The sequence below is a fragment of the Streptomyces capitiformicae genome (genome assembly GCF_002214185.1).
Lineage (GTDB): Bacteria > Actinomycetota > Actinomycetes > Streptomycetales > Streptomycetaceae > Streptomyces > Streptomyces capitiformicae.
In genome coordinates this window covers 4,539,436-4,558,602 of record NZ_CP022161.1, presented here as the reverse complement: position 1 = coordinate 4,558,602, position 19,167 = coordinate 4,539,436, and the positions used below count along the sequence as shown (strand labels likewise).

Annotated in this window: 19 protein-coding genes; 6 read left to right on the top strand and 13 right to left on the bottom strand. The window is 70.2% G+C overall.

Features of this window, described 5'->3' with window-relative positions; all coding sequences use genetic code 11:
• Positions 1–52 precede the first annotated feature (52 nt).
• Together CES90_RS20275 and CES90_RS20270 are read right to left on the bottom strand one after the other, a co-directional pair.
• Positions 53–1,672 (bottom strand): ABC transporter permease, encoded by a 1,620-nt coding sequence (locus tag CES90_RS20275; protein WP_189786139.1) that lies wholly within the window; start codon positions 1,670–1,672, stop codon positions 53–55.
• Complete coding sequence (locus CES90_RS20270; protein ID WP_189786138.1) at positions 1,669–2,601, bottom strand: ABC transporter ATP-binding protein; 933 nt, start codon at positions 2,599–2,601, stop codon at positions 1,669–1,671. The genes CES90_RS20275 and CES90_RS20270 overlap by 4 nt, the downstream gene beginning before the upstream one ends.
• Before the next feature lie 117 nt (positions 2,602–2,718).
• On the opposite strand from CES90_RS20270, the gene CES90_RS20265 reads away from it, so the two are divergent.
• Positions 2,719–3,324 (top strand): GbsR/MarR family transcriptional regulator, encoded by a 606-nt coding sequence (locus tag CES90_RS20265; RefSeq protein WP_229914187.1) that lies wholly within the window; start codon positions 2,719–2,721, stop codon positions 3,322–3,324.
• Between the two features lie 130 nt (positions 3,325–3,454).
• Complete coding sequence (locus tag CES90_RS20260; RefSeq protein WP_189786137.1) at positions 3,455–4,141, top strand: LysE family translocator; 687 nt, start codon at positions 3,455–3,457, stop codon at positions 4,139–4,141.
• Positions 4,142–4,162: 21 nt separating this feature from the next.
• Here CES90_RS20260 and CES90_RS20255 read toward each other — a convergent pair whose 3' ends face one another.
• A complete protein-coding gene (locus tag CES90_RS20255; RefSeq protein ID WP_189786193.1) occupies positions 4,163–4,369 on the bottom strand; it encodes a hypothetical protein in 207 nt (68 codons plus the stop codon).
• On the opposite strand from CES90_RS20255, the gene CES90_RS20250 reads away from it, so the two are divergent.
• Positions 4,356–4,970, top strand: a complete 615-nt coding sequence (locus tag CES90_RS20250; RefSeq protein ID WP_189786136.1) for a hypothetical protein — start codon at positions 4,356–4,358, stop codon at positions 4,968–4,970. The genes CES90_RS20255 and CES90_RS20250 overlap by 14 nt on opposite strands.
• Positions 4,971–4,986: 16 nt before the next feature.
• On the opposite strand, the gene CES90_RS20245 is transcribed toward CES90_RS20250, so the two are convergent.
• From CES90_RS20245 to CES90_RS20230, 4 genes are all read right to left on the bottom strand, one after another.
• A complete protein-coding gene (locus CES90_RS20245) occupies positions 4,987–5,460 on the bottom strand; it encodes a DNA-binding protein (RefSeq protein WP_189786135.1) in 474 nt (157 codons plus the stop codon).
• Positions 5,461–5,532: 72 nt separating this feature from the next.
• A complete protein-coding gene (locus tag CES90_RS20240) occupies positions 5,533–6,084 on the bottom strand; it encodes a YciI family protein (RefSeq protein WP_189786134.1) in 552 nt (183 codons plus the stop codon).
• Between the two features lie 352 nt (positions 6,085–6,436).
• A complete protein-coding gene (locus tag CES90_RS20235) occupies positions 6,437–7,060 on the bottom strand; it encodes a TIGR04222 domain-containing membrane protein (RefSeq protein ID WP_189786133.1) in 624 nt (207 codons plus the stop codon).
• Positions 7,061–7,375: 315 nt separating this feature from the next.
• Positions 7,376–7,912 carry a hypothetical protein gene (locus tag CES90_RS20230; protein WP_229914186.1) on the bottom strand — a complete coding sequence of 179 codons (537 nt, stop codon included), beginning with the start codon at positions 7,910–7,912 and terminating at the stop codon, positions 7,376–7,378.
• Between the two features lie 398 nt (positions 7,913–8,310).
• Here CES90_RS20230 and hemC point away from each other — a divergent pair, with 398 nt between their 5' ends.
• A complete protein-coding gene (hemC, locus tag CES90_RS20225) occupies positions 8,311–9,246 on the top strand; it encodes a hydroxymethylbilane synthase (RefSeq protein WP_189786132.1) in 936 nt (311 codons plus the stop codon).
• A gap of 332 nt (positions 9,247–9,578) precedes the next feature.
• Here hemC and CES90_RS20220 read toward each other — a convergent pair whose 3' ends face one another.
• Together CES90_RS20220 and CES90_RS20215 are read right to left on the bottom strand one after the other, a co-directional pair.
• On the bottom strand, positions 9,579–11,090 hold the full coding sequence (locus tag CES90_RS20220) for an APC family permease (RefSeq protein ID WP_189786131.1): 1,512 nt from the start codon (positions 11,088–11,090) through the stop codon (positions 9,579–9,581).
• Between the two features lie 262 nt (positions 11,091–11,352).
• Entirely contained in the window at positions 11,353–12,285 is a 933-nt protein-coding gene (locus CES90_RS20215; RefSeq protein ID WP_189786130.1) for a diacylglycerol kinase family protein, read from the bottom strand.
• Positions 12,286–12,503: 218 nt separating this feature from the next.
• Here CES90_RS20215 and CES90_RS20210 point away from each other — a divergent pair, with 218 nt between their 5' ends.
• Positions 12,504–13,787 (top strand): adenylosuccinate synthase, encoded by a 1,284-nt coding sequence (locus CES90_RS20210; RefSeq protein ID WP_189786129.1) that lies wholly within the window; start codon positions 12,504–12,506, stop codon positions 13,785–13,787.
• A gap of 327 nt (positions 13,788–14,114) precedes the next feature.
• Here CES90_RS20210 and CES90_RS20200 read toward each other — a convergent pair whose 3' ends face one another.
• The 3 genes from CES90_RS20200 to CES90_RS20190 are packed head-to-tail and all read right to left on the bottom strand — an operon-like array spanning position 14,115 to position 17,463.
• Complete coding sequence (locus CES90_RS20200) at positions 14,115–16,526, bottom strand: ATP-binding protein (protein WP_308437901.1); 2,412 nt, start codon at positions 16,524–16,526, stop codon at positions 14,115–14,117.
• Positions 16,527–16,577: 51 nt separating this feature from the next.
• Positions 16,578–17,201 (bottom strand): DUF6879 family protein, encoded by a 624-nt coding sequence (locus tag CES90_RS20195; protein ID WP_189786128.1) that lies wholly within the window; start codon positions 17,199–17,201, stop codon positions 16,578–16,580.
• Positions 17,194–17,463: a hypothetical protein gene (locus tag CES90_RS20190; protein WP_189786185.1), complete on the bottom strand. Its 270-nt coding sequence runs from the start codon at positions 17,461–17,463 to the stop codon at positions 17,194–17,196. The genes CES90_RS20195 and CES90_RS20190 overlap by 8 nt, the downstream gene beginning before the upstream one ends.
• Positions 17,464–18,296: 833 nt before the next feature.
• Here CES90_RS20190 and CES90_RS20185 point away from each other — a divergent pair.
• Positions 18,297–18,482 carry a hypothetical protein gene (locus CES90_RS20185; protein WP_189786127.1) on the top strand — a complete coding sequence of 62 codons (186 nt, stop codon included), beginning with the start codon at positions 18,297–18,299 and terminating at the stop codon, positions 18,480–18,482.
• Positions 18,483–18,486: 4 nt separating this feature from the next.
• Here the strand turns inward: CES90_RS20185 and CES90_RS20180 are convergent, their stop codons facing one another.
• The gene (locus tag CES90_RS20180) at positions 18,487–19,137 is read right to left on the bottom strand and encodes a hypothetical protein (RefSeq protein ID WP_189786126.1); all 651 of its coding nucleotides are present in this window, start codon (positions 19,135–19,137) and stop codon (positions 18,487–18,489) included.
• Positions 19,138–19,167: the final 30 nt, after the last annotated feature.

Below are 19,167 nucleotides of genomic sequence, written 5' to 3'. Positions count from 1 at the left end.
TTCTCCCTACGGGATACGCGATACGTCCCGGCGCCCCGCCGGCCCACCGCCCTCAGGCCGTCACGTCCCGCCTCCGCACCCCCACCAACCCCCCGACCACCAGCACCACCGCCAGCCCGAGCAGAGTCAGCACCGGCGCCCACTCCATCCCCCCGCCCGGCAGCTTCGGGAGGTGGCCGAAGGGGGAGAGGTCCAGGACTGCCTGCGGGGCCTTGAGGGCGGGGCCGATCCAGCCGATCAGGAGTACGGCACCGGCGAGGCCCCAGGCCGCCATCGCCGCCCGGGGCGCGACGCCGTACAGGAGGACGGCGACGCCGCCGATCACCCATACCCCGGCCACCTGTACGAGACAGGCGCCCAGGATCGGGCCGATGTCCTTGCCGTGGCCGGCGGCGAAGCCGAGGCCGGCGAGAAGCATGATCCAGACGGATCCGCCGAAGGCGATGGCCAGATGGCCCGTGGCCCAGCGCAGTCGGCCCACCGCGCCTGCGAGGATGGGTTCGGCCCGGCCCGACGTCTCCTCGCCGTGCAGCCGGAGCACGGCGCTCACGATGTACAGCGCGGCGATCAGGCCGAGCATGCCGATCATCGAGGCGAGGAAGGCGTTCGTCAGGGCGGAACTGCCGCCCATGCGCTCGAAGATCTCGCGGGCGCTCTCGTTGTCGCCGACGAAGTCGGCCACGCCGTCGGCCAGCCCGCCGTAGACGACCCCGGCGAGGAAGAAGCCGATGCTCCAGCCGAGCACGCTGCCCCGCTGGAGTCGCCAGGCCAGCGCGCCCGCCGTCCCCAGCCGCCCGGAGGCCGGGCCCGGGCGGGTCGGCAGGAAGCTCATGCCGACGTCGCGGCGCCCGGCGAGTCCGTACGCCACCGCGCCCTGGACCAGCACCGCCCCCGCGAACAGCAGCAGCACCCACCACCGCTCATCAGCGAACGAACGCTCGTTCTCCAGCCACCCCAGCGGCGACACCCACGTCAGAAGAGACGAACCGTCGTTCTCGGAAGCGTCGCCCGCCGCCCGCAGGACGAACGCCGCCCCCAGGACCCCGGCCGTCAGCCCTCGCGCCAGCCGCGCGCTCTCCGTCAGCTGCGCGACCACCGCCGCCATCGTCGCGAACACCATGCCCACGCCCGCGATCCCCAGCCCGAAGGCAAGGGCCCCCGCCGCCCCCTGCCCGGCCAGCCCGGCGGCGATCAGCAGTGCCAGTACGGCATTCGCGACGGCCGCCGTGAGGAGGGCGGAGGTGAGCGAGGCCCGGCGGCCCACCATCCCGGACGCGACCAGTTCCTGGCGGCCGCTCTCCTCCTCGTCCCGTGTGTGCCGGATGACGACGAGGAGGCTCATGACGGCGGCCAGCGCACCGGCGTAGACACCCACACGCCACGCGGTCAGGGCGCCCAGCGAGTCGTCGAAGACGGGGCCGATGAGGGCGCGCAGCGACGAGTTCGTGGTCATCTGGGCCATCAGGTCGGCGCGTTCGGCGGCGGTGCCGTACAGGCTCTTCAGGCTGTTCGGCATGGAGAGGATCATCAGGCCCGTCACCGCGACCCAGATCGGGAGCATCACCCGGTCGCGGCGCAGGGCGAACCTCAACAGGGTTCCCGTACCGGCCAGTTGACGGGAGCGGGCGGCGAAGGTGGTCCTGGTGCCACCCGTGGCCGTGCTGGTGGTCATCGCGCGACCGCTCCTTCCCCCGCGTCGGCGTCCGCGTCGGCCAGGTCGTCCTGGTAGTGACGGAGGAAGAGTTCCTCCAGGGTCGGCGGCGTCGACGTCAGCGACCGTACGCCCGACTCGCTCAACGAGCGCAGTACGGCGTCGAGTTTGTCGGTGTCGACCTGGAGGCGGACCCGGTTGCCCTGGATGTCGAGGTCGTGGACGCCGGGGAGACGGGTCAGGCCATTGGGCGGGCCGGCGAGTTCGGCGGTGACGCTCGTACGGGTCAGATGGCGCAGGTCGGCGAGGGAGCCGCTCTCGACGGTGACGCCCTTGCGGATGATGCTGACCCGGTCACAGAGTTCCTCGACCTCGCTGAGGATGTGCGACGACAGCAGGACCGTCCGGCCCCGGTCGCGCTCCTCCCGTACGCAGCGCTGGAAGACCTCCTCCATCAGGGGGTCCAGGCCGGAGGTCGGCTCGTCGAGGATCAGCAGGTCGACGTCCGAGGCGAAGGCGGCGACGAGGGCGACCTTCTGACGGTTGCCCTTCGAGTACGTCCGGCCCTTCTTCGTCGGGTCCAGTTCGAACCGTTCGATCAGCTCGGCCCGGCGGCGTGTGTCCAGGCCGCCGCCCCGCAAGCGCCCGAACAGGTCGATGACCTCGCCGCCGGACAGGTTGCGCCACAGGGTCACGTCCCCCGGTACGTACGCGATCCGGCGGTGCACCTCGACCGCGTCCGCCCAGGGGTCGCGGCCGAGTACCTGCGCGGCGCCCGCGTCGGCGCGCAGCAGGCCGAGGAGGACGCGGATGGTGGTGGACTTTCCGGCGCCGTTGGGGCCGAGGAAGCCGTGGACCTCGCCGGCCTCGACGTCCAGGTCGAGGCCGGCGAGCGCGTGGGTCCGTCCGAAGGACTTGTGGAGTCCCGAGACGGTGATGGACTTCGGCATGCTTCAGAACGTACGCTTACTTCAGAAATTTGTGAAGTTAAGGAACAGTCAAAATGGCCGTTAGGCTGGGGGCATCGCTGGGGGGGGGCGCCGCTGAGCAGGGGAGATGATCGGAGCATGACGACAGCAGCCGGACCGGAGCGGAACGCCGAGGGCGGATCGGGGTGGAACGCCGAGGGCGCATCGGGGCGGAACGCCGAGGCCGTCTCGCGGTTCGTGGAGCACTTCGCCGCTCAGCTCGTCGAGGCGGGCGTGCCGCGTATGCCGGCCCGCGTCTTCGCCGCGCTCCTCGCCTCCGACACCGGCGCGCTGACCTCCGTCGAGCTGGGCGAACAGCTGCGGATCAGTCCCGCCGCCGTGTCGGGCGCGGTCCGCTACCTCGCCCAGGTGCACCTGGTCTCACGCGAGCGCGAGCCCGGCTCCCGCCGCGAGCGCTACCGCGTCCACAGCGACCAGTGGTACGAGGCCCTCACCAACCGCGAGGCCATCATCAAGCGCTGGGAGGAAGCCCTGCGCGAGGGCGTCAACAGCCTGGGCGCCGACACCCCGGCCGGGTTCCGGCTCGCCGAGACGCTCGCCTTCTTCGAGTTCATGGAGGGAGAGGTCGAGGCGATGATGGACCGCTGGCGTGCCCACCGGGACAAGAGGTTCCGTCAGGGCTCGACGGCAGAGGGCTCAACGTCAGAGGGCTCAACGTCAGAGGGCTCAACGTCAGAGAGCTGAACGCCCTGGGTCCGGCAGCCTGTGGTCCGGCAGCCTGTGGTCCGGCAGCCTGTGGTCCGGCCGCCCGTGGTCCGGCCGCCCGGGAAATATCGTTGGAGCGGCGCGTCCTCGCCGTGCTTGCATGAGCCGCATGGTGTCTGCCGACCGGTTGCTGGCCTTCGCGGCCATGTCGTTCCTGCTGATCGTGATCCCCGGCCCCAGTGTGCTGTTCGTGATCGGGCGGGCGCTGGCGCAGGGGCGGCGCGCCGCGCTGACCACGGTCGTGGGGAACACGCTCGGCGCCTACGTCCTCATCGTGGCCGTGGCGTTCGGGATCGGGGCGGTCGTCGAACGCTCGGTCCTCGTTTTCACGGCGCTCAAGCTGGCCGGCGCCGCCTACCTGGTGTATCTCGGCGTCAAGGCCTGGCGCGAGCGCGGTTCGCTGCATGCGGCGGTCACCGGCGGCGAGGGCCGGGACGGGAGCGGGGGCGGGGCTGCGCAGAACGGGGCCGCGCGGAACGGCGCTGGTGGCCGGCGGACGTTCTGGGAGGGGTTCGCGGTCGGTGTGACCAACCCCAAGACGCTCGTGTTCTTCGCCGCCGTACTGCCGCAGTTCGTCGACCGGGCCCAGGGGCATGTCGCGGCTCAGATGCTGCTGCTCGGCCTCGTCTTCAACGTCATCGCCCTCGCCTCCGACGCGGCGTGGGGCCTGCTCGCGGCCACCGCCCGGGACTGGTTCGCCCGCTCACCGCAACGGCTCTCCCTCGTCGGCGGCGTCGGCGGACTCACCATGATCGGCCTGGGCGTCACCGTCGCCGCGACCGGCCGCAAGGACTGAGGCCGGCGGATCGCACCCGGATCACCGCAGGTCGAGGAGTTGCTTGGTGTGTCCCGGAAGCTCCACTTCCGCGAGGCCCGTGACGATGTCCCGCAACGGCATGGGCTGCTCGACCAGGACCGCCCCGTTGGACAGAAGGCAGAACCGGGGGAGCAGCGAAATGGGCAGTAAGGCACGAATCCGCGCGTCCAGGCGATGGGTATGTGCCGCAGCCGTGCTCGTCAGCACGCTGGCGGGTTGCGGTGGCGGCGACACGCTCGACGCGGCCGATACGGGAGCGGGCGAGTCGCCGGGAGCGTCCGAGAGCCTGTCGCCGGGCAAGAACGCGACCGACCAGCCCGAACCGGACAAGCTGCCTCCGGCGCGCACACCAGTGCTGCACGTGGACGGCAAGTACACGTACACGGTGCGCATCCTCGACGCCAAGACCATGGTGGACGTCCCGGGCACCCCTCCACCGGCCGGCACGATGGCGCTCGCCCTGCTGCTGCGCGTGGAGGCCGAGCCCCGCGACCGCAGCATCCACGCGCCCTACGCGGCGCTGTCGATCGACTATCCGAGCCGCAAGGACGACCTGAATTCGGAGATCGGGACCGTACTCGACTACGGAATGCCGTACTTGACCGAGGACCAGATGCTCTACGGCGGCGAGGGAGCGAAGGGTATCGACTCGGTGTTCGGCACCCTCCAGCCGAACACCGTTTACTACCACTGGGCCTGGCAGATCGTCTCGGAGAAGGCGAACCTGGAGGGCGCCACCCTGTGCGAGGCGGAAGTGTGGGGGGCCGGCTGCATCCCCATCGGTGACATCAACACCGCTGAATCCTGACGCGGGGCGCCTGGCCTCAGCCGTCCTTCCCGGTCCCGGTCCCGGCGTCGGTGCGGCTGGCCAGGCGTTCGTAACGTTGCCGGGCGGCCTGGGGGGACTGAAGGCCGAGGCCGAAGGCGATCTCCGGCCAGGTCATGCCCCGGCCCCGGGCCATCTCCAGCAGCCCGGCCTCCAGTTCGTCCATCTCGCCGCGAGCCAGCGGAACGAGGCTCAACGCGGCGGTGATGTCAGCCCGATCCACCTCCGGTTCACCGTCTTCGAGCATCGCCGCGCCACTGAGCAGGAACGACACCAGCCGGATGGCCTCGTGCGGGCCGAGCACATGCGGATGGATCTGCCGCCGCCGCTGCCCGTCCGTCGCCGCGTGCCGCTCGGCGATACGGAAGAGAGACGTGTACGTGCGCCGAGCCCGCGCCTCGTCCGCGCTCGGCGGGGCGAAGGGGGCGTCGGAGTCGGTGGCGGGCGGCTGCGAAGAAGAGGAGGACGACATACGTCCAGCATGGGATGCAAACAATTTGTTGTCAACGAACTATTTCCAACCCGGCGGGGTCCGGCCCTGCTGTCACCGTCGCCCGCCGAACTCCCACTCATGCACCTCGATGACGTCGTACTCGTCCGACGTCAGCACGGCCCGCGCCGTTTCCGGCCTCGGAGCCCTGACCAGTGCCGCCGTACCCAACCAGGTGTCCCCGTCGTCGGACAGCAGCGGCCCGTACGCGATCAACTCATCGCGCCGGGTGGCCGGTACGACGAGGTCGGCGCCCGGCCCCGACCCCAGCCCCAGGACGAGGTACCGACTGCCGCCGTCCCGTCCACCAGGGAACTCCCACATCGTGCGACCCAGCAGGTTGCGCCACCGCCGCAGCAGTACGTCGCGGTACACGCCGGCCTGATGGTTCGGCTCGTCGAACGCGAACGCGCGGGCGGCGGCGGGATCCGGCAACCCCACGATGTGCACGCTCCCGGTGGGCGTCTCCCCGTCCTCGCCGAACGTCGGCCCACGAGCGATCAGCTCCGCCTCGTACCGGTCCATGTAGGACCAGTGCGCTTCGCCCAACTTCTCCCTCAGCCCAAGGGAATTGGCCCGATCGCGGTGATAACAGAAGAACTCCATGCCGCAGACTCTTCCCAATGAACGCCCGCATCTCAACGGGCTTTCGTAGGGGCGGCCTTCCTGGCCTCGCGATGCCGGTCACCCAACCGTTCCGAGTACGGCCACGGACCGCCGCCGTTCCCCACGAGGTCCGCGGGGCAGCCGTTGTTCAGGTGCCGCACCGATTGGCAGATCCGTCTCGCCGAATTGCCGTAAACGCCTCGCACAGTGCCCTGAACGAGGCATGCCACTGGGACTGATCTGCCAATTGCCGACTGAGCGTGCCCCCCGACTGAGCGTGCCCCCCGGCCGAGCGTGCCCCCCGGCCGAGCGTGCCCCCCGGCGGAGCGGGGCCTGGCCGTTCCGTTGTGGCTCAGTCGCCCCCGCCACCCCCACCGCCGCAACCGAAACCGCCCCCCGAGCCGGTGTCCGAAGCCGAGGAGGAGTCGTCGTTGTCGTGGTCCAGGGCCCTGCCCATGCGGATCAGCGCACGGCCCAGGCCCGAAGGAATCGGCTGGACGCCGACCACGCCACGTCGGACCGGTCCGCTCGGGAGGACGGCGGGGCCGTCGAGGACGTACGCCGGGACGTTCCCGTCCCGTTCCGCCGCCCGCAGTCGCCGCCTCCCCGCACGGGTCAACCGGCGGCGGGATCCCGTCACCAGGCCCTCGGCCGCGAGTCGGCGGCCGATCTCCTCCACCGCCGGGGAACGCTGCAGGGCCGTGTGTACGGCCACGACACTCCTGCTGTGCAGGCACGACACGATCACCGCACGCTCGACCGGATGCCGGGGCCGATCCCCGCCCATGGAACTCACGGCACCCCCGGTCGCACGTATGTGCGAGGCGCGCACCTTGAGCAGCCCGCGCTCGGCCAGCGCGATCACCGCGCTGTCGGCCACCCGATGCGCCCCGCCCGCCAGGAACGCGATGTCGTACGTGTCCAGCGCCCGGGTCCCCGCACCGGCCGCCATGGTTCGCCGAAAGCCCACTCTCATCTCGGACCCACCCCCTGCCCGCCCCTTCGAACACCCCGCCTGCCCGCAGTGTCACCGGGCGGAACGGCCCACAACCCTCTCCCGCCCACTTCAGAGCAACACTTGAGCTTCCCGGCCGACAGCGCCCCAGCCCCGGTCCCCACTAGTGAATACGGAGGTATTCAGCGCGCGCACCTGGCGGGGATCTCGCCCGTCCCGCAGCTGGGAATCTCCCGAGGAGTACCCTGTGCCGGGACCCCGGCCCGATTGCGGCGAGCCGGGGTTCCAATGCTGCGAGGAAGGTATTTCCTCCCCCATTGCCGGACGCGGTCGGCGTCAGTGCTTGTCGTGGTTGTTGTGGTGGTCGTGGTCGATGGTGCGGAAACTTCCCACGATGATTGCGCCCGCGGGCACCCCGGGGATTGCGTTGCTGGAGCTTCGAGGGCCGACCGTGGCAACGGCGGGACCGTTGTCGCAGGTAGCCCCGGTGAAGAATTCGAGAGTCTTGTCGCTTTCATTTCGGATGTTGAAGCTGATGGCGCCGAATGTGTTGCTGATCACGTTGACGACGGTGATGCAGGAGCCCGGCGCGGCGGGATACGAGCGCTCGTTGATGTGAATCCTGCCGTGGTGGTGGTGCTCGTCGTCCTTCCTCCTCGGGTCGTGCTCCTCGTGCGCTCCCGTACCGCCGAGCGGCGCTGCCGCGGGGGCGCCGGCGGCGGGGGCGGGCTTCTCGACGACGACCGGGGCCGACTTGGGCGGGGTCGACTTGGGGGTCGATTCCAGGGCGGAGCTGGCGTAGGTGACACCTGTGGCGGTCGCTACCGCCACGCCGACCGAAGCGGCGATCACTGTGATCGTACGAGTGCGCAATGCACTTCTCCTTCTCTCCGTGACGTCGGCTGGAGCCGCCGACGATCACGAACGTAAATCCGTGGATTTCCGCTGTCATCTCGGAGAAGTCCGGGGGTGGTATGAAAATAGGACTGAATGGCCCTGTCGATAGTCACCCTGGCGGATGACGGACCCAGTGGCCTGGTGGACCGTCAAAGTCCCTGAATCGCCGGGTAATTCGGGGGTGGAGAGCCGCTAACCACGCCGAGCTGACATGTCGTCACCCCATCGGATGTGCCGTTGGCGAAATCCGGGGCCTGATTTGCCGTCAGTCCGGTCGGTCCGCGTCGGTCTGCGTCGGTCTGCGTCGGTCTACGTCGGTCCGCGTCAGCCCGTGCCCGCATCTGACGGCCTGTCGACGGCCTATCGTGGAGGGCATGGCCACTCCCGAGCTCATCCGCATCGTCTCCCGTGACTCCCCCATGGCCCTCGCCCAGGTGGAGCGGGTGCGTGCCGAACTGGCTGTGCTGCGTCCAGGGATCCGGACGGCCGTCGTGCCGGTGAAGACGACCGGGGACAAGTGGCTGGGCGACCTGGCGAAGGTCGAGGGGAAGGGGGCGTTCACCAAGGAGGTCGACGCGGCGCTGGTCGCGGGGGAGGCGGACCTCGCGGTGCACTGCGTCAAGGACATCCCCGCCGACCGGCCGCTGCCGGCCGGGACCATGTTCGCCGCGTTCCTGAAGCGGGACGACATCCGCGACGCGCTCGTGCACCCCGGCGGGCTCACCCTCGACGAGCTGCCGGCCGGCACCCGGATCGGCACCTCCTCGGTACGCCGCGTCGCCCAGCTCGCCGCCTCCCACCCGCACCTGGACTGCGTACCGTTCCGCGGCAACGCCAACCGGCGGCTGCAGAAGCTCGCCGAGGGCGAGGCGGACGCGTTGCTCCTCGCCGTCTCCGGGCTCGAACGGATCGGGCGGCGGGATGTGATCAGCGAGGTCCTGGACCCGGAGACGATGATGCCGCCGATCGGCGCGGGCATCCTCGCGCTCCAGTGCCGCGAGGGCGACACCGGCCTCATCGAGACCGTCGGCGGCCTCGGCGACCCCGACACACACCGCGAAGCCACGGCCGAACGCATGTTCCTGCACGTCCTCCAGGGCCACTGCAACAGCCCCATCGCCGGCTACGCCCGTACCGAGCGGGGCGGTGAACTGTCGCTGCGCGCAAGCGTGTTCACGCCGGACGGCAAGACCGTGCTCAACGCCCATGAATGGGCGGGGCGCCTCGACCCGGCCACCCTCGGCACCTCGGTCGCCGTCGCCCTGTTGCGTCAGGGCGCCCGCGACCTCATCGACACCATCCCGCACTGAGACGTCGGGGCCTTCGGGGCCTTCGGGGCCTTCGGGGGCCAGGGCCTGTCGTCACCTTCCCCTCTGCCCCCCGACGCCACGCACCTACGCGGACATCAGCCGCTGCCGCGGCGGGCGCGGGGCAGCCCTCCGGGCGACGACGGGAAGGTGACGACAGGCCCTGAGCAGATCGGACGAAGTCCGCTGCGGTTCGGCCGCGCCCTGAAGGGGCGCGGGGCGGAACATTCTGCGGCTCCGCCGCGCGGAGGCGCGACCAGCCACGACGGCGCCGCAGACGATCGACGGCGTGTCTCGGTACTTCCAGGCGTGTCTCGGTACTTGCAGCGGAGCGCTTAGCGCTCCTTCGTCTCCTCCAGCACCGTCCGCCCCAGCAGCGCGTACCGCTCCGGTGCCCGGCGCTTCAGGTACTGCGCGTACGCGATGCCGCCGACCGCGATCAGCGCGACGATCCACGGGGTGGCCCGGAGGACGAAGGACCCCGACTCCGGGCCCGCCGCGACCCCCATGTTGGACACCAGCAGCACGACCACCGCGAGCATCGCCACGCCGCCCACCAGTGGAGCGACCAGCGTCCTGAACCAGTGGCGGCTCTCGGGGTGGTGCGAGCGGAAGTAGGCGAGGACGGCGAAGGAACAGACCGCCTGGACGACGAGGATGGCCATCGTGCCGAGGATGGCGAGCAGGACGTACGTACCGGTGTACGGGTCCTTGCCGGCCAGGGCGAACGCGGCGAGGAGGGCGCCGGTCACCGCCGTCTGGACCAGGCCGGCGATGTGCGGGGAGCCGTGGCGGGGGTGGGTGCGGCCGATGGTGTTCTGCAAGCCCGGGACGGCACCTTCGCGGCCCAGCGCGTACAGGTAGCGCGCCGCGCAGTTGTGGAAGGCCATGCCGCAGGCCAGCGAGCCGGTGATCATCAGCCACTGCATGACGACGACCGCCCAGTGGCCGACGTACTGCTCGGTGGGGTTGAAGAACATCGCGAGGGGATTGGCGGAGGAGGCGGCGGCCACCGCCTCCTGCTCGCCGTTGCCGATGATGGCCATCCAGGAGACGAAGACGTAGAAGACGCCGACGCCGAGGACCGAGATCATCGTCGCCTTGGGGATGATCTTCTTCGGGTCGCGGGACTCCTCGCCGTACATGGCCGTCGACTCGAAGCCGACCCACGACCAGAAGGCGAAGAAGAGGCCGAGGCCGGCGGAGGTGCCCTGGAAGGCGTTCACGGGGTTGACCGGGCCGAAGGTGAAGCCGTGCGGGCCGCCGCCGTGCAGGGCGACCGAGATCGCCATCGCGGCGAGGATCGTCACCTCGGTGGCCAGCAGGACGACCAGCAGCTTCTCCGCCACCGACACCCCGAACCACGTCCCCATGGCGTTGACGGCCAGCATCAGGACCGCGAAGGCCCACCACGGGACGGCGACACCCGTCTGGTCCTCCAGGGTCGTCGTCGCGAAGACGGAGAAGATGCCGATGAGGGCCGGTTCGAAGACGACGTACGCGAAGGTCGCGAGCAGCCCGGAGGCGAGGCCCACGGTGCGGCCGAGGCCGTAGGAGATGAAGCCGTAGAAGGCGCCGGTCGAGGTGATGTGCTTCGCCATCGAGGTGAAACCGACGGAAAAGATCGCCAGTACGACCATTGCGACGAGGTAGCTCGCGGGGGCTCCGATGCCGTTGCCGGACGACACCATGAAGGGCACGTTGCCCGTCATCGCGGTGATCGGCGCGGCCGTGGCGACGGCCATGAAGACCACGCCCAGCAGTCCGACCGCGTTGGGCTTGAGCCGGTGAACGGCTCCGTGGCCGGCTGTTCCCGCCTCCGGGGCTACGCCCTCCTGAACCGCCATCGGGTGGCCCCTTCCTGGTTGCCGTGATCGCCGCGCGCCGCACTGCCGCTGGACCGGAACTCTCTAGCCCGAATGAGTCGGCCAAGAGTCTCGGGGCGTTAAATGTTTGTCAACCAGACCTTTAGAAAATTTGCCCGGGGTCCAGGGGGCGCAGCGCCCCTGGCGGGGTCCGGGGCGGAGCCCCGTGTCGGTGCGGGGTCGAAGGGGCGGCAGCCCCTGGGACGGGACGGGTAGGGGCGGCGGGGGCGAGAGAACACCGCCCTCACTCGGGCGGCAGCGTCAGCCCCCACGCGCCCTCCCGTACCGTCCACGTCCGCGTCCGTACCGGGCCCGCGACCAGCCAGTCCGCCCGGTAGCGGAAGTCCGCGCCGGACACGGTCACGCGCTGCCCGACCGCGTGCAGCGGCGCGGCCTCGGCGCCCACCGACGCCGGCCGGACCTCGACCTCGGCACCGCCGTCCGCGTCGGGGCAGATGGACACGGCCTCCACGGGCTGGTCCAGGTCGACGAGGGTCGCCCCGTCCACCTCCACCCGCAGCCGTGCCGGCCCCACCCCGGCGGGAGAGGTGACCCGTATGCGGGACGGACGCGAAGACCGCGAAGGACGAGAAGCTCGCGAAGGCCGCGAGGGACGCGTGGACAGCGTGCGGACCAGGGACTGGGGCCAGGCGCGCAGCCACGAGTGGTGGTGGGCGGCGGAGCCGTCGGCTTCCGCTTCGTCCGGCCCCGGATTCTCCGGATTCTCCGGGCTCTCCGAGGCACCCGGCAGCGCCGGGATCCGCAGCCGCCCCAGCACCACCCCGTCGCTGTCGTCCACGAGCAGATCAAGCCGTCGCTCGACCCCGTCCAGGGCGGCGCGGGCCGCGGCCACCGCGTCGGTCGGTACGCCGAGCGACCGGGCGAGCCCCAGCGCCGGGCCCACCGGGACCAGCGAGAGCGCGCACGCGGCGAGCTCCCGCTGCCGATGCAAAAGAGCCACGGTCCGCAGAAGCGCGCGGTCGTCCCCGACCACCACCGGCCGCCGCGAACCACGTCGGACGAGCGCTCGCGTGAATTCCTCGGGCCCGTCGGGAAGGCACACTTTCGTGCTCGCCGCACCCGCGCTGAGCACGTCTTTCGCGATCCGCACCGCCTCACCGTCCGTGCGACGGGCAAGGGGGTCGATGACCACGAGGAGCTGGTCGGGAGTCGCCACCTCGGTCCTGCCTCGCTTCCTCGGGTAGCATCTTTGTGCAAGAGCCCCTTGCGCTATTGCGCCAGGGGCTTCGTCTATTCCGGGGCATCCGGGTCCGACAGTCAGCGACCGACGACGACCAATGACGGTCGACGACGGTCGCGGTGCACACGATGGATATGAGCCACCGTATGCGCCCCCGACCTTGGACATGCCCCGCCCGGAAGGGGTGTACGCGCGTGCCCGCACTTGTGCTGCTCGGTGCTCAGTGGGGTGACGAAGGCAAGGGAAAGGCGACGGACCTGCTAGGCGGATCCGTCGACTACGTGGTGCGCTACCAGGGCGGCAACAACGCCGGCCACACGGTAGTCGTGGGTGACCAGAAGTACGCCCTCCACCTCCTCCCTTCCGGGATCCTCACTCCGGAGTGCACTCCGGTCATCGGCAACGGAGTCGTCGTCGACCCGTCGGTCCTGCTCTCCGAGCTGAGCGGTCTGAACGAGCGCGGCGTCGATACGTCCAAGCTCCTGATCAGCGGCAACGCTCACATCATCACGCCGTACAACGTGACGGTGGACAAGGTCACCGAGCGCTTCCTCGGCAAGCGGAAGATCGGCACGACGGGCCGCGGTATCGGCCCGACCTACGCCGACAAGATCAACCGCGTCGGTATCCGCGTCCAGGACCTGTACGACGAGTCGATCCTGACGCAGAAGGTCGAGGCGGCCCTCGACGTCAAGAACCAGCTCCTCACCAAGCTCTACAACCGCCGCGCCATCGCGGTCGACCAGGTCGTCGAGGAGTTGCTGGGCTACGCGGACAAGCTCGCCCCGTACGTCACCGACACGGTCCTCGTCCTCAACCAGGCCCTGGAGGAGAACAAGGTCGTCCTCTTCGAGGGCGGCCAGGGCACCCTGCTGGACATCGACCACGGCACGTACCCCTTCGTGACCTCCTCGAACCCGACCGCGGGCGGCGCCTGCACGGGTGCGGGCGTCGGCCCCACGAAGATCAGCCGTGTCATCGGCATCCTCAAGGCCTACACGACCCGCGTCGGCGCCGGCCCCTTCCCCACGGAACTCTTCGACGCGGACGGCGAGGCCCTGCGCCGCATCGGCGGCGAGCGGGGCGTGACGACGGGCCGCGACCGCCGCTGCGGCTGGTTCGACGCGGTGATCGCGCGTTACGCGACCCGGGTGAACGGCCTGACGGACTTCTTCCTCACCAAGCTCGACGTCCTGACGGGCTGGGAGGAGATCCCCGTCTGCGTCGCGTACGAGATCGACGGCAAGCGCGTCGAGGAGCTCCCGTACTCCCAGTCGGACTTCCACCACGCGAAGCCCGTCTACGAAACCCTCCCCGGCTGGTCCGAGGACATCACCAAGGCGAAGTCCTTCTCCGACCTCCCGAAGAACGCCCAGTCCTACGTCAAGGCACTGGAGGACATGTCGGGCGCCCCGATCTCCGCGATCGGCGTCGGCCCGGGCCGCGACGAGACGATCGAGATCAACTCTTTCATCTAGTGCGTTGGCCTGCAGGCGAGGCGGTCGGCCCGGTGAGGTGCCGGCCGCCGTCGCGTATCCGCTACGGCGGCCGGATGGTCTGACGGTGGCTGCTGGTGCGCCACTCACGTTCCTTGCGGAGATCGAGAAGAAGGCCGACGAACTCGTCAGAGCCGCCGAAGCCCTGTATCTGCAACGGGCCTGGGTACCAGGACGCCGACGAGAGGGCGAAGCACGCGTTCGTGAGCGGCGGCTTCTTCGTCTACATGATCACGCCGCGCTCGGAACTCGTCTCCATCTGGCAGATCACACCCGATCCCGACCCGCATGTCTGACCTCCCGGCCGACTCAGCCGGCCTCCGCCAACCGGCGTTCGAGGCTGTCGCGTGCAGTCGTCGCGCGTGGGTCGTCGAAGTCGGCCAGCAGTCTCAGTGCCTCTGCCCAGTGCCTGCGGGTTGCCTGAGGGTCCTCGTCGAGCAAGGCCGAGCCCAGGCCGTCGAGGGCCAGGGCCTCGTGCCAGGCGTCGCCGAGTTCGTGGTGGGTGGTGGCGGCCTGGCGGTGGAAGTCGGCGGCCTCCGAGTGGCGGTCGAGCCGGCGGTAGACCTCGCCCGTACGGTGCCACGCGAGGGCCTGTTTGCTGCGGTCGCCGAGGTGGAGTTCGAGTGTGGCGGAGCGCTGGTAGGAGGTCAGGGCGTCGGTCAACCGGCCGTCGGCCCGCTGGGCGTCGCCGAGGGCGAGCAGCCAGTAGGCCTCCAGGCGGAGGTTGCGGAGGCCGAGGGCGATGTCGACGGCCAGCTGGGCCGAGATCAGCGCTCCCTCGACATCGCCCTGTTCACGCTGTAGTCCGCTCAGCAGGCGCAGGATGTTGCCCTCGCCGCGCTTGTTGTCCAGGGCGCGGTGTGCTCCCAGCGCCTGCTCGAAGGCTGTCGCGGCTTGTGAAAGGCGTCCGGCTCTGTAGTGGGTGGTCGCGAGGTTGGACAGCGCGGTGGCGGCCCAGTGGGCCGAGCCCTGTTCCTCGAAGACGGCGATGGCCTGCTCGAAGTGGTGGGCGGCGGTGTCGAGTCGCCTGCGGTGGAGGTGGTTCAGCCCGATCAGGTTGAGCGAGTGCGCCGTGTTGAGGCGGTTGCCCAGTTCGTTCCAGAGCTCCAGCGCGTTCCGGTGGCATTCGAGACTCTCGGCCAACTGGTTGACCCGTGAGTGGGCCATACCGAGGTTCGTGAACAGGAGAGCCTGCCCCGCACGGTCGCCGGCCCGGCCCGCCGCTTCCAGTCCGACACGGCCCACGCCCAGCCAGTCGGCGCCCGCCGCGGAGGGGAACTGCGCGTGCCAGAGGGCGGCGCACAGCTGCCAGGCGAGCCGGTCGTCCTCGGCTGCGGCCGCCGTACGGACCGCCTGCAACAGGTTGGTGTGTTCACGCTCGGCCCAGTCCACTGCGGCGTCGTAGTCGGCGAAGGAGAAGGGGCGCACTCCCTCCGGAGGCGATGCGAGGTTCAGGCGGTCCTCGTCAGGGCTGATCCAGCTCTGGGCCGCGTCGGCCGTGTGGAGATACCACTCCAGGACGCGGCGCAGCGCGGCTCTTCGGCCTTCCTCGGGCTCCTCGTGCTGGGCCTGGTCAAGGGAGTAAGCGCGTAGCAGGTCGTGAAACTGGTATCGGTCCGGGGCGGTCTGTTCCAGCAAGTGAGCTCCGACCAAGGAGTCCAGCAACTGGCGGGCCCGGATCATCGTGACTCCGGCGAGGGCCGCGGCGGCAGCCAGGCTGAACTCGGGCCCGGGATGCAGGCCCAGCAGACGGAAGAGCCAGGCGGCCTGGTCGGGCAGGGCGCGGTAGGACCAGGCGAAGACGGTGCGGACCGCCTCGGCCTCGTCGTCGTCACCCGTACTCAGGGCGTCCCACAGGGCGGATTCGTCCCGCAGATCGGCCGTCAGGTCCTGCAGCCGCATGTGGGGGTGGCTGGCGGCCCGCTCGGCGGCGATGCGCAGGGCCAGGGGCAGCCGCGCGCACAGCTGGGCCAGCTCGGCGAGTTGCCGCTCGTCGTCCTGCGGCCGATATCCGGCGGTCACGGCTCGCAGCAGCGCGATGGCCTCGCGCTCCGGCAGTGTTCCCAGGGTGAGCCGACGTGCTCCGTCCCGGACGGCGAGGCCGGACAACCGGCTGCGGCTGGTGACCACGGCCAGCGAACTCGCGCCGCCGGGCAGCAGCGGACGGACCTGGGCCACCGTGGCAGCGTTGTCGAGGACGACCAGGATCCGGCGATCCGCCAGCAGTGAGCGGTAGAGCGCGGCGGCCGCGTCGAGGTCCTGCGGTACGGACTGCGCGCGGACCCCCAGCGAGGTCAGGAAGCGGTGCAGGGCCTCCTGCGCGGTGACCGGTCGCCCCGGATCGTAGCCCCGCAGATTGACGTAGAGCTGGCCGTCGGGAAAGCGGTCGCGGACCTGGTGGGCCCAGCGCAGCGCCAGCGAGGTCTTGCCGGCGCCGGCGGTGCCGGCGATCACGTAGACCGAGACGACGAGAGGATCGTCGCTCTCGCCGGTCAGTACCGCGTTCAGCTGGTGGAGCTCCTCGGTCCGGTTGACGAAACCGCGCACGTCGGCGGGGAGCTGCCGTGGTGTGGGGGCTGCGGAGCCGCGGTCCGGTACCGCCTGTTCGTGGAAGTGAATCCCTCCCGCGATGTCCCTGGCCTGTACGACGTCGCGGGAGGACGTACCCGTTATTTCGGAGTGCGTGCTGCCTGGGCGCTTGTCATCGTCGGCGCTGGACACGGTGATCGCTTGCTCCGTCCTCCTCCGCGGCTGCTCCGGGGCTGTGGTGGATCACAGGGTCCTGGGCGGCGGCAGATGCGCCACCTCGCGCTCGAAGTAGGACCTCACGTCTTCCCCCGCCTCGTAGAGCCTTCTGATGTAGTTCTCCCAGCTGCCGACCAGATCATCGTCGGTGTAGCGGACCGAGCCGAGGGTGGCGCCGGCTTTGGAGTAGAGGACCTGGAAGAGGGTGTCGCCGCCGAGGACAACGATTTCCGGCAGTCGGCCTGCGCGCTCCACCGAAGCCACCTGCTCGGCGCCGACCACGCGAATCCGCTCTCCGTACTCGGCGCGCTGGCGATGGGAGTGCAACTCCCATTGCAGGTACGGCGACAACGGCTTCTCGACCACCCGCACACGGTGAAAGCGATGGCCCTTGCGGGTGTCCTCCCGGGCGGTGGCGAGCAGGGCGTCGCGCCGGTCCTCGAGCAGCCGCAGCGCTGTCGCCCACTCCCCTCGGCGCAGGGCGTCACGGCTGGGGCTGCCCTCCTCTTCGAAGTGCTGAAGTCGCTCCAACTTCCAGGAGTCCGCGTCCCGGATCGCCGCGTCACGTTCTCCGAAGTCACGCTTGTAGGCGTCGCGGGTGAGCCGTTCGCCGTGCTCCGGTACGAGAACCGGGGGAAGGAGGTCAAGCATCGGGGATGTCCGCCTTCGCTGCGCTGAGCATGCTTCCGGGAATGACCACCAGCCGCTCGTCCGGCGCGAGAGTCACGCCGTCGGGAAGGCGGGAGCCGTAGGCAATCGTGAGGTCTCTGCCGATGACCGCGATGTCGCCGTTGTCGAGCTGCCAGATGTCAGGGCAGTCGTCCCGGCCGTCCGAATTGCCCAGCTCCTTGGCCGACTTGCCCAGCCGCCGCTCGAATAACGCGGAGGGATCGGCCTCCCATGCGCGAGTCATCTTCAGCCCCCAGTCCATTTGGTTGCACGTTCAGCTACTACAGATTGTATCCGTATCGATACGCAGAACAACCGGGCATCGGGCCACCCCGGGGCTCGTTCCGGCCGCAATGGCGCCGTGAGCGCCCAGGCTCAAGCGGCTGAGGGCTCGTTCGACCTGGAATTCAGCCGACGGCACGCGCCGGCGGGCACAGCTCACCGCCGAGGCCGTACATCTGCGGGACGATCGTCTCCCCGTCGCCCGAGGCCTCGATGGCCACACGGCCGGCTCCGAGCCTGACGGGGGAGACGGTAGGTGCTCATGCTTGGGTTGTCAGCTGCTCGCCGGGGAGCGCATACGAAGGCGGTTTGACGCGATCGTGTGATGGTCGGCTTCTGGGCTTGCGGCGTCCTGGGCCGTTCGGGCCACGGTGATCGTGCGATCTGGGACGCCGGGCACGGCGCTGGCGTGCGGGGCCCCCGCTCCACCGGAGTGATGGTTCGGGGCCTCCCCGTCGCCTCTGGCCGTACCCACATGGCCAGGTCGTGAGGGCAGCGTTCATCAGCGGCCTCCGGCCGCGGGGGCCTCCCGGGATCGGACCACGCACAGGATCCGTGTCGCTGCCCCGGGGTCGAGTACGCCGGGGACCTGGGGGTCCCCCCGGACGAAGTCTGGGGGAGCGTCCAAGACCGTTCGGGGCGCGCGGCTGAGCGGACTCACTCCCACTCAGTCCACAGGAACGGTAGTCAGGGAGCAAGGGCGCGCGGCGGTAACCTGCCGATGCCGAGCGTGAGGGCCCCGGAGGGGCTTCGCAGCCGGGATCCGACCGGGTCGGGTCGTGTCGGGCGGGGAAGGTGAGCAGTTCGGCTTCGGCGGAGAAGACGACGCCTGTCCAGATGCAGCGCCGCCTCTCCGTCTCACGGGTACCGGTGACGGCGGCCGAGCCGATTGCTCCCTGGCTCACCGTGATGGTCCAGCCCTGCGCCCCGGCCATGAACGCGGAGGATCTTCCGGAGGGCCTCTCGGTGCTGGGCCGCTGACCCCTCAGCTGAACACGATCATCGACCCCTGGGCCAGGCTTCGGGTCGCTGCCGCGTGGAGGCCCAGCCAGACGTGGCGTTCGCGGGCGAAGGGGCTGGGGTCGTAGGGGGCGGGGACGGCTGGTTCCTCCAAGTCCGTGGGGAGGAGGGGGGCTTCGGGAGGAGCCGGGGGGTTCGCCGGGTCGATGCCGATGGACGGGGCCACGAACTCCAGTTCACGGAGGAGGGCCTGGGAGGAGCCGAGGGGGCCGCCGCCGGCGAGGAGTTCGTCGTCGGAGAGGGGCTGCGGGAAGTCGACCGGGACATAGGCGCCCGCGTGGTCGTAGTGCCAGACCAGGTGCGACTGCTGGGCCGTCGTCTCGAACATCTCCAGGAGTTGCTCGTAGTCGCCGCCCAACTCGTCCACCGGGGTCACCGCCAGGCCGCACACCTGGAGCAGATACGCCCGGCGCAGGAAGTGCAGCGCGTCGTAGTCGAAACCCGCGACCGGGGCGACGTCCCCGGTCAGCCCCGGCATGTACTGGAACACCGGCACCGGCGGCAGCCCGGCCTCGCCCAGCAGCTTGTTGTAGAGCGCGAGTTCCTCGGCGAAGGGATTGTCGGGCGTGTGGCACAACACGTCGACGAGCGGGACCAACCAGAGGTCACAGGCCAAAAGAGAGCTCCTCACTCACATCGTGGTCAG

Coding starts and splice junctions, on each gene's coding strand:
- CES90_RS20190 (WP_189786185.1), bottom strand. CDS start 17,463: ATGACTCGCGCATGGGAGGCCGATCCCTCCGCGTTATTCGAGCGGCGG.
- CES90_RS20270 (WP_189786138.1), bottom strand. CDS start 2,601: ATGCCGAAGTCCATCACCGTCTCGGGACTCCACAAGTCCTTCGGACGG.
- CES90_RS20220 (WP_189786131.1), bottom strand. CDS start 11,090: ATGGCGGTTCAGGAGGGCGTAGCCCCGGAGGCGGGAACAGCCGGCCAC.
- CES90_RS20275 (WP_189786139.1), bottom strand. CDS start 1,672: ATGACCACCAGCACGGCCACGGGTGGCACCAGGACCACCTTCGCCGCC.
- CES90_RS20245 (WP_189786135.1), bottom strand. CDS start 5,460: ATGTCGTCCTCCTCTTCTTCGCAGCCGCCCGCCACCGACTCCGACGCC.
- CES90_RS20235 (WP_189786133.1), bottom strand. CDS start 7,060: ATGAGAGTGGGCTTTCGGCGAACCATGGCGGCCGGTGCGGGGACCCGG.
- CES90_RS20240 (WP_189786134.1), bottom strand. CDS start 6,084: ATGGAGTTCTTCTGTTATCACCGCGATCGGGCCAATTCCCTTGGGCTG.
- CES90_RS20265 (WP_229914187.1), top strand. CDS start 2,719: ATGACGACAGCAGCCGGACCGGAGCGGAACGCCGAGGGCGGATCGGGG.
- CES90_RS20260 (WP_189786137.1), top strand. CDS start 3,455: ATGGTGTCTGCCGACCGGTTGCTGGCCTTCGCGGCCATGTCGTTCCTG.
- CES90_RS20195 (WP_189786128.1), bottom strand. CDS start 17,201: ATGCTTGACCTCCTTCCCCCGGTTCTCGTACCGGAGCACGGCGAACGG.
- hemC (WP_189786132.1), top strand. CDS start 8,311: ATGGCCACTCCCGAGCTCATCCGCATCGTCTCCCGTGACTCCCCCATG.